General features: G+C 61.7%; 8 protein-coding genes. 3 read left to right on the forward strand and 5 right to left on the reverse strand.

The genetic code is table 11. From position 1 onward, the window contains the following. Window positions 1–111 precede the first annotated feature (111 nt). The 3 genes from gltB to EP28_RS14045 all read right to left on the reverse strand — a co-directional run bounded on the left by gltB (window position 112) and on the right by EP28_RS14045 (window position 8,496). Window positions 112–4,782 (reverse strand): glutamate synthase large subunit, encoded by a 4,671-nt coding sequence (gene gltB / locus EP28_RS03035; RefSeq protein ID WP_049982520.1) that lies wholly within the window; start codon window positions 4,780–4,782, stop codon window positions 112–114. Window positions 4,783–5,111: 329 nt separating this feature from the next. Further along, window positions 5,112–5,291: an HEWD family protein gene (locus EP28_RS03040; protein WP_049982521.1), complete on the reverse strand. Its 180-nt coding sequence runs from the start codon at window positions 5,289–5,291 to the stop codon at window positions 5,112–5,114. Between the two features lie 64 nt (window positions 5,292–5,355). After that, complete coding sequence (locus EP28_RS14045) at window positions 5,356–8,496, reverse strand: hypothetical protein (protein WP_155118422.1); 3,141 nt, start codon at window positions 8,494–8,496, stop codon at window positions 5,356–5,358. Between the two features lie 288 nt (window positions 8,497–8,784). Between EP28_RS14045 and EP28_RS03050 the strand changes: the two genes are divergently transcribed. Further along, window positions 8,785–9,525, forward strand: a complete 741-nt coding sequence (locus tag EP28_RS03050) for a hypothetical protein (protein WP_049982523.1) — start codon at window positions 8,785–8,787, stop codon at window positions 9,523–9,525. A gap of 56 nt (window positions 9,526–9,581) precedes the next feature. On the opposite strand, the gene EP28_RS03055 is transcribed toward EP28_RS03050, so the two are convergent. Both EP28_RS03055 and EP28_RS03060 read right to left on the reverse strand, forming a co-directional pair. After that, a complete protein-coding gene (locus tag EP28_RS03055) occupies window positions 9,582–10,181 on the reverse strand; it encodes a DUF7097 family protein (RefSeq protein WP_049982524.1) in 600 nt (199 codons plus the stop codon). A gap of 94 nt (window positions 10,182–10,275) precedes the next feature. Further along, a complete protein-coding gene (locus tag EP28_RS03060) occupies window positions 10,276–11,622 on the reverse strand; it encodes an alkaline phosphatase family protein (protein WP_049982525.1) in 1,347 nt (448 codons plus the stop codon). Between the two features lie 144 nt (window positions 11,623–11,766). Here EP28_RS03060 and EP28_RS03065 point away from each other — a divergent pair, with 144 nt between their 5' ends. After that, entirely contained in the window at window positions 11,767–12,753 is a 987-nt protein-coding gene (locus EP28_RS03065) for a PhzF family phenazine biosynthesis protein (protein WP_049982526.1), read from the forward strand. A 60-nt stretch (window positions 12,754–12,813) separates the two neighbouring features. Beyond that, window positions 12,814–13,008: a DUF7333 family protein gene (locus EP28_RS03070; RefSeq protein WP_049982527.1), complete on the forward strand. Its 195-nt coding sequence runs from the start codon at window positions 12,814–12,816 to the stop codon at window positions 13,006–13,008. Window positions 13,009–13,030: the final 22 nt, after the last annotated feature.

Raw genomic sequence — 13,030 nt, forward strand, 5'->3', positions numbered from 1 at the left:
GCGGCGAGAGCGAAGACACCGGCGAGGGTTCGACCGAAGTCACGCACAGCTCCATCCGCTCGTCGAACCGCCTTCGGTGGCGCATCGACCGAGGCTCCGCGGGCCAGCCGATCAGTCGTCGCTCGACACCTGCTCGGTCGCGTCGGCCGCCGAACCGGGCGCGGCTTCCGCCGGCTCCGGCGGATCCTCGCGCACGTCCTCGCCTCTCCCCTCCGCGATGACGTCGGCGTAGGCGTCCGGGAATACGCGGACGAAGTCGTCGAGGGTCGCGCTCCAGTCGTCGAGCAGTTCGGCCGCGCGGTCGCTGCCGGTGTACGCGCGATGGTTCTCCACGAGCCGTCGGAGCATCCCCTCGTCCGACTCATCGAGCGTCCGCGAGACGGATATCATATCCCTGTTCACGCGGTCGGCGAACCGGTCGTTGGGGTCGTACACGTACGCGACGCCGCCGGACATCCCGGCCGCGAAGTTCCGTCCGGTGTCGCCGAGTACGGCGACGACACCTCCGGTCATGTACTCGCAGCCGTGGTCGCCGACGCCCTCGACGACGGCTTTGACGCCCGAGTTGCGGACGCCGAACCGCTCGCCGGCGACCCCGTTGACGTACATCTCGCCGGAGGTGGCCCCGTACAGACAAACGTTCCCGGCGACGACGTTCTCTGTCGGGTCGTACCCCGCCTTCTCGGGCGTGTTGATCACGAGGCGACCGCCGGAGAGCCCCTTGCCGACGTAGTCGTTCGCGGCACCGGTCAGCTCCAGCGTGATGCCCGGCGCGAGGAACGCGCCGAAGCTCTGCCCAGCGTAGCCGTCGAATCGGCAAGAAATCGTGTCGTCCGGAAGCCCGTCACCGCCGTGAGCGGAGACGACGCGGTTCGAGAGGGTCGCCCCGATCGCCCGGTCGACGTTCTCGACGTCGCGGGTGAGCGCGACGGGCGCGCCGTCCTCGATGGCCGGCGCGGCCTCGTCGATGAGGTCCCAATCGAGCAGGGCGTCGATCTCGGCGTCGGTCTGTTCGCTGGTCTTCGTGCGCGCGTCGCCCGCGGGGTCGGCGATGACCGCGGACAGGTCGAGGTGCTTCGCCTTCTCGTGGTCGGTCTCGCGCTGGGTGAGCAGGTCCGGCCGACCGATGAACTCCTCCACCTCGGTGTAGCCGAGTTCGGCCATGATCTCCCGCAGCTCCTGCGCGATGAACGTCATGTAGTTGATGACGTGGTCCGGCTGGCCGGGGAACCGCTGTCTGAGGTCCTCGCGCTGCGTCGCGACGCCGACCGGGCAGGTGTTCTCGTGACACTGTCGAGCCATCACGCAGCCGGCGGTGACGAGCGAGGCCGTGCCGAACACGTATTCTTCGGCACCGAGCGCGGCCGCGACGGCGACGTCTCGGCCGGTCTTGAGCCCGCCGTCGGCCGTCACGCGGATGCGGTCGCGGAGGCCGGTCGCACGGAGCATCTGGTTCGCCTCGGCGAGTCCGAGCTCCCACGGCAGCCCCGCGTTCTTGATCGAGGTCTTCGGCGAGGCACCGGTCCCGCCGTCGTGTCCCGAGACGTGGACAACGTCGGCGTTCGCCTTCGCGACGCCGGCGGCGATGGTGCCGATCCCGGCCTCGGAGACGAGCTTCACATTGACGTCGGCCTCGGGGTTCGCGGCCTTCAGATCGAAGATGAGCTGCTTGAGGTCCTCGATCGAGTAGATGTCGTGTTGCGGCGGCGGCGAGATGAGCCCGACGCCCGGCGTGGAACACCGGACGTGCGCGATCATCTCGTTTACTTTTTCGCCCGGGAGGTGACCGCCCTCGCCGGGCTTCGACCCCTGTGCCATCTTGATCTGCAGTTCGTCGGCGTTCGCGAGGTACTCGGAGGTGACCCCGAAGCGACCGGAAGCGACCTGCTTGACGTTGCACTCCTTTTCGGTGTCGAACCGCTCCGGCGGCTCGCCGCCTTCGCCCGTGTTCGACTTCGCGCCGAGTCGGTTCATCGCCATGGCGTTGTTCTCGTGCGCCTCCGGCGAGATGCTCCCGAGACTCATCGCGGCCGTCGAGAAGCGCTCGACGATTGACTCGACCGGCTCGACTTCTTCGACCGACACCGGATCGCGGTCGGATTCAAACTCGAGGAGCCCGCGGAGCGACTGCAGCTTCTCGGACTGGTCGTTCACCAGTTCTGCGAACTCTCGGTACTGCTCGTAGTCGCCCCCGCGGACCGCCTGCTGGAGCGTTCCGACTGTCTGCGGGTTCCAGCCGTGTTTCACGCCCGACGAGCGGTGCTCGTACTCGCCGATAGTCTCCAGTTCCGGGTCGGCACCGAACGCCATCGCGTGACGGGTCCGAAGGTCGTCTTCGATCTGTTCGATGCCGATGCCCTCGGTGCGGATCTCGGTCCCCTCGAAGTACTCGGCGACGAAGGCCGAATCGAGCCCGACCGCCTCGAATATCTGGGCTCCCTGATACGATTCCATCGTCGAGATGCCCATCTTCGCCATCGTCTTCAGGAGGCCGTCTTCCAACGCGCCGCGGTAGGCGGCTAGCGCCTCCTCTTCGTCCGCACCGTCCGGTCCGGCGACGACGTCGGCGATGGACTCGTACGCGAGGTACGGGTCGATCGCGTCCGCGCCGTAGCCGACGAGCGTCGCGATGTGGTGAACCTCGTGCGGCTCGCCGGACTCGACGACGACGGCCGCCCGGTTTCGGAGGCCGTTCCGGACGAGGTGGTGGTGTACCGCGCCGGTCGCAAGCAGGCTCGGCACCGCGAGTCGGTCGGTGCCGACGGCGCGGTCGGAGAGAACGACCACATCTGCGTCCGCGCGGATCGCCGCTGCGGCGTCCTCGCGAACCCGGCTCACGGCGTCGACGAGCGATCCTCCGCGTTCGTAGGTCGCGTCGACTACCTCCGAGGTGAACGCGGGACCGTCGCTCTCCACGGGCTCGCCGGAGAGGTTCTTCAGCGCCGCCGTCTCGCCGTCGGTGAGTATCGGCGAGTCGGAGACGATCTGTTGGGCGTGTTCGGGCGTCTCGTCGAGCAGGTTTCGCTGGTTGCCCATCCGGGTCTCCAACGACGTGACGAGTTCCTCACGGATGTAGTCGATCGGCGGGTTCGACACCTGCGCGAACAGCTGTTTGAAGTAGGTAAAAAGCGGCCTGTCGACGTCTGTGAGCACCGAAAGCGGTGTGTCGTCACCCATCGATCCGACGGGGTCTTTCCCCTTCTCCGCCATCGGCTCGACCAAGTGATTCAGCGAGTCGGTCGTGTATCCGAACGCCGCCTGATGCGCGCGGACGGTCGCCTCGCCGCTGTCGTCGTTGCTACTGTCAGCGTGAGCCACGCCTGATTCGTCGCCGTCTGCGTCGACGGAGGCCGTCACCTCGTCGAGGTCGACCTGCTTCTCGTCGACCCACTCGCCGTACTTCTCGTCCGTGAGTTCGTCGAACACCTCGTCGTCGGGGACGATCCGACCCTCTTCGGGGTCGGCGACGAAGATCTCGCCGGGTTGGAGCCGTCCACGGCGCGTCACCTCGGCGGGGTCGGTCGGAAGCGCACCGACCTCGCTGCCGACGATCAACCGCTCGTCGTCAGTGACTTCGTACCGGCAAGGTCGAAGCCCGTTACGATCGAGGACGCCGGCGACGCGGTCGCCGTCGAATCCGATGACCAGAGCAGGACCGTCCCACGGCTCGACGAGCGAGGCGTGGTAGTCGTAGAAATCCGCGCGGGCGGCGTCCATCAGGTCGTCGTCGCGGAACGCCTCCGGAATGAGCATCCGGAGGGTGTGCGGTAGGTCGCGGCCGGCCTGCAAGAGGAGTTCGACCGCGTTGTCGACGCTCGCGGTGTCGGACTGGTTCGGATCGTCGATCACCGGTTTGATCGTGTCGAGCTCCGCGCCGAACGACGGATGATCGAGGTCGTTCTCGCGGGCGCGCATCCAGTTGACGTTCCCGCGGATGGTGTTGAACTCGCCGTTGTGGACGATGTTGCGGTACGGGTGCGCGAGGTGCCACGCGCCGAGCGTGTTCGTTGAGAACCGCGCGTGGACCAGCGCGACGTGGCTCGCGAATCGGTCGTCCGTGAGATCGGGATAGTAGTCGGCGAGCTGAGAGCCCTTCAACAGGCCCTTGTAGACGACGCGCTGCCGGTCGAGCGAACAGACGTAGAAGCGTCCGGCACTGTCGACGTCATCGACGGCGTTTTCTATCTCCCGACGGGCGGCGTACAACGCGCGGTCGAAGCCGAGTATCCCTGGGGCGACGTCGCCGTCCCGGTCCGATTCGTCCGTAAACCGCTCCGCGAGCCCCGCTCCCTCGACCGGCGCGGCGAACAGCTGTGCGACTTCCGGTTCAGAGTCGAGCGCCGTCTCACCGAGGTCCGCGTTGTCGGTCGGAACCGAGCGCCACGCGAGTACTTCCAGACCGTAGACGGAGAACACCTCCGCGATGACGTCGTGTATCTCCGCCTGTACGCTCGGTTCCGTCGGCATGAACACCGACCCGACCGCGTACTCGTCGGGGAGGTCAGCGTCGACGACGTCACGGAAGAACGCGTCCGGGCGGGCGACCATGATACCCGCACCGTCTCCCGTGTTCTCTTCTGCACCGGTCGTTCCACGGTGTTCGAGGTTCTCCAACAACTGGACCGCGTCGGTGACGGTGTCGTGGCTCGGCGAGCCGTCCAAGTCAACGATGCCGCCAATACCGCAGTTCGATCGCTCGTCTGATACCTCCGCAAGTCCCCCAGCGTGGCCCGAAGAGTCCGCGCCAGATACCCCCCGGGTGTTACTACGTGGCTCAGTCATGGCTCATACTCACAGGGTGGTGTTTAAAGATATGACCCTGATAGGGGTGGTTATCATTGTACACACATTAGGGAATATAATGTAATAATCCATCAGGGGTATGTACCCAACGCATTACAAGACGTTCGATGAAAACCAGTCAATAGAACTGAACTGTGCCGGTAGTACTCACTCACTTCCGAATACTTCACTAAGAAATTCCGGCTATCGGTTCCGGAACCACATCTGCGTGGCAAACGGAGAGAACAGAACGATTCCACCGGCATCGCCACGTCTCACAAGCCCATAATCTCGCCGAGTTACTCGCGGCGGATGTCGATCGACCGCGATCAGGACGATTCCGACGCCTCGATCGGCGTGAACGAGCCGTTGATGTCCCACTCGTGGATACAGTACACCTCGCCGGGTTCATCTGCAATCTGCCAGCCGTCGCGATCGTCGTCCCACCGCTCCGTCCGACCGCACAGCTCGCACTCGCGCTCGCGCGGCGGCGTGATGGTGACGCTCATAGTATAAGGGAGGCACCGACACAGCAAAAGGATACCGCTGTCCGGGTCGGCTACCCGAACAGAGTCACCGTTCGAACGCCCGTCGACGGGCAGCGAGCCACCCGGTCAAGATGATTGCCACGAGCGCAAGGAGTGGACCGAAACCTGCGACGTCCTCTGCTGTCGCCCGAATCGGGGCGTTCTCGTACGTCGGAGTCGTGATGCGCCTCACCGAATCCGCGGGCTTCTCGGGGTTCGGCGTAGCGATGTCACCTGGCGTCGCAGTACCCCCCTCGACTCCGGAGGCGACGCTCGGGTCGCTCGCCGCGGTTCGGCCGGATTCAATCATCGCTGTGAGGGCTGGCATCGGTAGCGGCCGCGTCTCTGATACGTCTCGGACGTCCGCCGCGGGACGAGTGCCGAACCGATCTCCGTTTTGAGAGGGTAACTGCCACCGCATGGTCCCATCTAACGACCACGGATGACTGACTCCACCCGAGCGGGTACTGCCGCCGCCCGATCCGGTTGTACCCCGGACGCTTCCACCACCGCCACCACCGCTACCTCCGCCACCGGCAACGCTGCCTCCGCCCCCGCCGCCACCACTGCCCCCCGCGGCACCGCCACCACCAGCGGGACCACCGCCCCCACCGGTGACGCCATCGGGCGCGTCGCTTCCGTTCGCTTCGTCCGGGCTGCGGACGGTGTCTACCGTCTCGAACGTCACTGTCGTCGAGACCGTGTGAGTGGCATCCGGATCGGACGTGGCGTCTCGCAAGGCGTCGTCCGTGACGCGAAACGTGACGGTGAACGACTCGCCGTCGTCCGGCGTGGCGTCGGTCGCCAGTGCTTCGTCACTCCCAGCGACGACAAGCAGTCCCTGGCCGTCGAGGTACACGGATGAGTTGTCGGGCACGCTCCCGACGTCGTCGGTTTCGGCCGCCGTACGCACTGCTTCAGCTGGTGTGACCCCGAACTGAACGCCGTCGAGTCGATCGAGGTCGCGACCGGTGGCGAGAGCGACGTTCCTCGCGGCGGGCAGTCCGGTGAGCCCCGACGCGTTCACCGCGTATACGACGGTGTCGGTCGGCCGGATCGTCGACGATGACGTGACCGCCCCGGCAGCGATCGCACCTCGGACTGCGGCGGCGGAATCGAACTCTGAAGAGTCGAGATCTGTCGTGTACGATGTCACGCTCTCGGTCGATCGATTTTCAAGGGCTACGGACGTCTCGTCTGTCGTGGTGACCTCCCCGTATTCGGAGCGCACCGCGATCTCGTAGGTGCCCGGTGAAAAGACACCGCCGCCCGTCGAGACGTTCACCGATTCGACGGTCGCTCCCGCCCCCGCTGTGACCAGCTCATCTGTTAATGACGCGTTTCTCGCAGCGTACGTGTTGAATCGGATTGGCGTTGTGCCGTTACTTGGAGTCGAAAGTTCGACAGTTGCGACGGTTTGAAAATCCCTCTCTACTTCTAAAATTGATTCGCCATATGTCCCAGACAATTCAAGCAAAAAATTTGATCCGACCTCAATTTTGTTTTTCTCATCCGACACATTAACACCTAAATCACGATGTTCAATCACATCCAGTCTTCGATATCTGGTTTGATTCGAGTCAACGTTGGTTATATTTAATTCATATGCGCCAGGAGCAGGTGGTGAGATTACTTGTTCAAGCTGCGTCATGTTGTTTATGTCAAATTCTCTTTTATGAGTGAGTGATGAATTAATTTCAGAATACGTTAATGTAATATGGCTATCTAATGCATCAGAATTGAATTTTATTACTTGCTCTTCAGTTGTCACAGTACTTGACATTTCAGGATCAAATGAAGTATTCATCAATTTGATTTCTTTCTTGTCAAAAGTTGAACCACTATTAATTATATAATTTCCCTCATTGGTCTGAGAACTATTGAACACTGAGATGTTTTGTGAGGCGTATGCCGGAAAAACAGGCAGATCACCACGAGCAAGCTCAATATCATCTATATTATTTGTTTCCGAATAAAATCCAAAATTTGTATTCTCTGGGACAGATGTATTTTCGGGGGAATCAACTAGTTGGCTGATTCTGATTGGGACATAGTTTCTTTTGGAAGTGAACTGACCACCAGTATTTGACGTGATATTCTCTATAGAAACATCGCTAATGTGTGGCTGCTCAAAACCAGATGATTCTGTTGTATCTAAAAATATTTTTAATTTGTTTTCGTATATTTCATATTTGTTAAGACTTTCTGAGATTTGGATTACTGAGTGTGGATGATCAAAATACCCTACCGTCACAGTTCCGTTATTGCCGCTTAGGTTTGTATTAAACTCAAATAATAGAGTATTCTGAGGTCGGGAGCCTTCGCTAGGAGTAGTCTGGTAATATATTGGCTCTTGCGTGATCTTAAGCGGGATTGGCGCTGTTATTGTAGCGGTTGACATCGCATATATCGTCTGCTTATCAGGTCCAAGATTATCTGGGTGAGCAGTGATTGCGATTTCTGTTGTCCCCTCAATTAAACTATCATTTATTGTAATCTCCGTTTTTCCACCCTGAACCTGTCCAAGCAGTGTATCCAAATTCCCTTTAGAAGACAAATTCCATACCAGAATGTAGTCAGATGTGTTATTAATTAATCGCACATTTTCTATGGTAACTGACCTATTATTTCGGTCATATAATTGAGGGCCGGTTGTGATCTCAGCGGAAGAATGAGTTTTGAATGTAATATCTTCTTTTTGTCCATCCTGCTCGACTACATATCTGATCGCACCATCGATCTTGGTGGTATCAGCCCGATATTTTGAGATAGGTGTGCTATCAATATCAGTTATAACCACGTCAAATTTATCTAGGCTAGTGATTGCAGAACTTTTGATAATTATTGTAGCATCTGAACTATTTGGGCTTTTTATAAATACTTCCTCAGCCTTTGTCGGTTCTCCATTAATTAACTTATACGAAGAAGGATCTTGAGAGAGTATAGCACCCCGTTGAGCTAATTCACCAACGTCGATCTTAACATCGTGTGACGTACTGTAAATATTAATTCCGCTAATGGTTTGTTCTTCGTTTGATGAGATTGTGATGTCATCAACTCCATCTACGCTCCACAGAAATCCGGATGCGGGTGTTGTAATAATACCAACCAACCCAATAACCACAACGATAGTCAAGGTGCCAGCTAGGAAGATCGGCGCATACCGTGGTAAATTTGTCAGGTCCATATTGTTCGTGTAGTGCGACTGGACCTGCAGCTAAGCGACCGTAGTGCCGGAAGTGTGGCGTCACGGGTCAATCACGTAACCGAAGTCTCACGTCGCGGATGGTTGAACTCGGTTTGATAATTTATATATCAGTTGCGAATGATAACGTTTCGCTCATCAAAAACAACCGACTCGATTGGTGCGAGCGGTGGTGTGGTATCAGGACTCTCGAAGCGGCCGAAGGCACAAAGTTCACGTTGTCTGGCGCGCGAGGTGGTGCAAATGGAACGCCGAGGACAAACGGGGCTGGTGGAAGCGCTCCTCCTTGATGTAATCCGGCTCCACGAGACGTGGATGGAGGTCGTCTTCCCGAGGCAACTGGACCCGAGCACGGTGTTGGGGAAATGGAAGCCGGAGACGACCGTACAGACCATCGGGTACAACCTCTGGGCCGTGATCGGCGCACCGCTCGTGGCGATCGCGTATCCGCTCCTCCTCGTCGGATTCGCCACGCGATACTACGCTGCGAAGCTCGACTCAGCGGTCGCGCGGTTCGGCGTCGCTGGCGCGGTCCTCGTTGCGACGGTCGTCTGGGGCTCGCTCACGCTCATCGCGCACCTCCAGCTTCCGACCGACGTGATGCTCGGGATCGGGGGTGCCAGCATCGTTGCGATCGTCTCGGCCGGCCTCGCAGCCGGGTTCTCGAAAGTCGGCGGGCGATACGTGAGCGTCCTCCTCGCGTATCCGTTCGCGATGACCGCGATCTTCCTTCCGCCGGTCGTTGCCGGGCTGCTTACGCCGTCGATTTCGGACATCGTGCTCGATCCGAGCTACGAGCTGGCACGGTGGATCCTCGATACGTTCCTCGCGATAGGCGGGATCAACGAGACGCTCCGCGGCGCGTTCGACCTGGAGACGTTCGGCGCGCAGTGGGGCATCCCCGGGCTGGGATACGTTCTGATGTGGGTCGGAATCTCGATCCCGCTGGGGTGGTTCCTCGGACTCCTCGTCTCGTTTGCGAACCTGATCCGTCCGAAGCCAGACGCGTAGCGACGTCGCTAGGCGTCTTTTTCCGCCGGTTCAGGCCTCATTCTCCGAGACGCTGGTCACCCGTCCGACTCATCCCGTCGCACGGTTCGATCGCGGCGCTCGCTCGCTGTCTCGAAGGGTGACTCCGACCGAGTCTTGCGCCGTCGCCCCTCCCGCTCCGCGATCGCCTCGGGATCCGGACTCGCGTCGTCGTCGATCCGTGCGAACGAGCGATGGACTTTCGTGTGACACCAGCGACAGAGGGCGACCGTGATCTCGTGAGGGCCGGCGTCGGGGTCGTTAGTCCCCCCGCTGTCGTCCGTCGATTCGCCCCCAGAGTGCCCGTGTTCGGCGTCCGTGCCCCCGTACGACAGGTGGTGTTCCTCGACGAGCGGGCGAGCGTCGTCGTGTGCCAATCGGACCTCGGACAAACCGCACCGCCGACACTCGCGCCCGTCGGTCGTCGACCGGTAGTGCGGACAGCTCTTCCACGTCCGGTCTGAGCCGACGTGGCACGCGTACTCGTCTGCACGCCTGTCCGCAGCGAACTCGGGATCGTCGCCGGTCCGATCTAACGCGAAGCGACAGCGACCGTCGTCGGTGAGGTGATCACAGACCCCGGCGACTGCGTACGGATCGTCGACGCCGACGGGCGTTCCGTCCGGCGTGTGTTCCATGTCGTCGTAACCGCCCGCGGAATACTTCAACCCTCGCGGTCGGTGGAGATCGGTATGCGTTCGAACGGACGTGCAGCGTCCGCGGCCAGTATGGCTATACGAGGCTCGCGCCGTCGAGGTCGGTCCGCCCGTAGTCGACGTCGAGGAGCCGGAGGAGGGTCGGTGCGACATCGAGTAAATCCGCGTCCTCGACCTTCGCGTCCGGATGATCGACGAACAGCCCGGCGTCTTCGAAGGTGTGCATTCCCGTCCGTGGGCCGTCGGGGTCGAACACGCGGTCGTGCGGGCGGAAGCCGGACTTGAGATCGAATCCCTCGTTCGGGATGACGACGAGGTCCGGTGCGATCTCGTCGTGGTCGCCGCGGAACACCGTCTCACGCTCGACGACGCGTTTTGCGACGGGGTTCCCGTTCGGACCCTCCCACGTTCTGAGGTCTTCTTGGAGTTCGGCGCGGACCGCTTCGTACTCGGAGGCGGGAACGGATCCAGTTGGCTCGCGGCCCTCCAAATTGAGGTAAAACCGGCCGGGAACGAGCGAGTACGCCCGGGTGTCGTCGTCGATGTCGGAGAGCGTGTCGTGCTCGTTGTCGTCATACGAGAGCCAGCCCTCTCGTTCGAGCCACTCGTTGCAGTACACGTCGTGTCGGAGTCGCGTGAATCCGTGCGTGGACCCGACGACGAGAACGACATCGTCCGGAAGACGGCCGCGAATCGCTCCGATGTGGTCGTCGAGGGCGGAATAAAACGAGAGGAAGTCGTCACGGTACGTTCCGCCGTCGGTGTAATCGTTCCACAAAAAGTGGTTCACCCGATCCGGTGCGGTGAACACGCCGAAAAACAGGTCCCAATCGTCCTCGGCGAGATAGTGTGAGAAGGCATCGTAACGAGCGTCGAGCGTTTCCCGGGCGTGCTTGATGAAGTCGGTCTTATCGGATCTGTGCCCGAGTTTCGCGTTGACCGAGAGTCGATAGTCGCTCTCGGCGAGGTGTTTGCGAAGCTCGTCGGGGTGAGCGGCCGAGTCGATGTCCGGCGAGAGATAGCCGGAGACCATCCGCTGGACCGTTCGCTGTGGCGGGAAGGTGACCGGAGCGTTCATGACCGTCGCGTCGAGCCCGGCCTCTGTGGCGCGGTCCCACACGCGGGTCGCCTGCACGTCGCGACCCATCGGCACGTACGTGTCGTAGGATCCGATCTCACGGTCCTGAAACCCGTACACGCCAGTCTCTCCGGGGTTGACCCCGCTCGCGAGCACCGGCCAACACGCGCTCGAATCTGGCGGGACGGTGCTGTCGATCTGTCCCCCGTCGCCCTCGTCGGCGATCGTCGACAGCGTCGAGAACGTGTCCGGGTTGTCGACGACGAGACCGTGCGGGAGGCCGTCGATCCCGAGGAACGCCACTCGCGGAGTGTCGTTCCCTCGCAGCCGGTCAAAGAGACCCATACCGATCCATCTGCCGTTGAGGCCAAAAGGGTTCACATCGACCGCCGATACGAGAACGTGACGAAACGACGGCAGGTCGCTCCTTGAGAACGACGGCAGGTCGCCCCTCGGGAGTCTTTTGGGTCCGGCCGCAGAGGTGCACGCATGGAGACGCGACGCGCGCTGCTCGTCGACGCATTCACGGACGAACCGCTGACCGGGAACGTCGCCGGAGTCGTCCCCGACGCGTCGGGGCTGAGCGACGGCCGGATGGCACAGATCGCCGCAGAACTCGGTGCGTCAGAGACCGCATTCCTCGTCGGCTCCGGCGACCGAAGGAGCGATGATAACGAACGAAACGGCGACGAGAGCGGCGAGAGCGACGGATCCGACACGGCCGACGAACAGGTCCGGTATTTCACTCCCGCGACGGAGGTGGACCTGTGTGGCCACGCCACCATCGCGAGCTACGGGGCGCTGTACGCGGACGGGGCAGTCGACGCGGGAGAGCGAACGCTCCGGACGAACGTCGGCGACCTCGCGGTCCGGATCGGTGACGACGGGACCGTCTGGATGCGCCAGAAGCCCCCGACCGTCGATGTGGTGGGCACAGAGACGCTCGACGCGGAGCGACTCGGAGGCGCGCTCGGCGTCGACCCGGCGGCGCTCGCCGACATCGGTGCAGACCTCCCGGTCGCCGTCGCGTCGACCGGGCTTCCGTGGCTCGTCGTGCCCGTGAATTTCCTGCAACGCCTCGGTGAAGCCGATCCAGACTCATCCGCAATCAAGCGGATATCGGACGAGTTCGACGTCGCCGGTGTGTACGCCTTCACGTTCGACACGCTGGAGGCCGAATCGACCGTCCACGGTCGGGCGTTCGCACCGGCGCTCGGAATCGAGGAAGACTCCGTAACCGGAACCGCGAGCGGAGCCGTCGCCGGCTACCTCCGCGCCGTGGAGGCCTTCGACGGCGATTTCCCCGAGGAACTGCGCTTCGAACAAGGCCATTTCCTCGACCGGCCGGGACACGTCAGAGCCCGCGTCGACGGCGACGAGGTCCGCGTCGGTGGAGCTGCGACGATCGCCGCAGAGGTCGAGCTCAGGCTGCCTGCGGGCGATGCGGACAGCTCCGACGAGATACTCGAGGCGTGATCGCGTCGTCCGGTCGCTCACCAGCCGAACCCTTAGGGTCACGCACGCCCTACCACGCGTATGAATTTCGACCTGCCACGCGCAGCCGCGCTGCTGCTACTGACCGTCGCGATCGGAGCCGGCGGTCTGATCGGAGCCGGCATGATGCCGCTTCAGACGACCCTGATGATGGTCGTCCCCTCGATGCTCGTCTTCGGGGCTGTCGCGTTCGCTATCGGCGTGAAACACGGGCAGTTCCGCGCGACGCAAGTCTGAGACCGGGTCGGTTCCGGGACGA

The organism is Halorubrum sp. BV1 (assembly GCF_000746205.1).
Taxonomy (GTDB): Archaea; Halobacteriota; Halobacteria; order Halobacteriales; family Haloferacaceae; genus Halorubrum.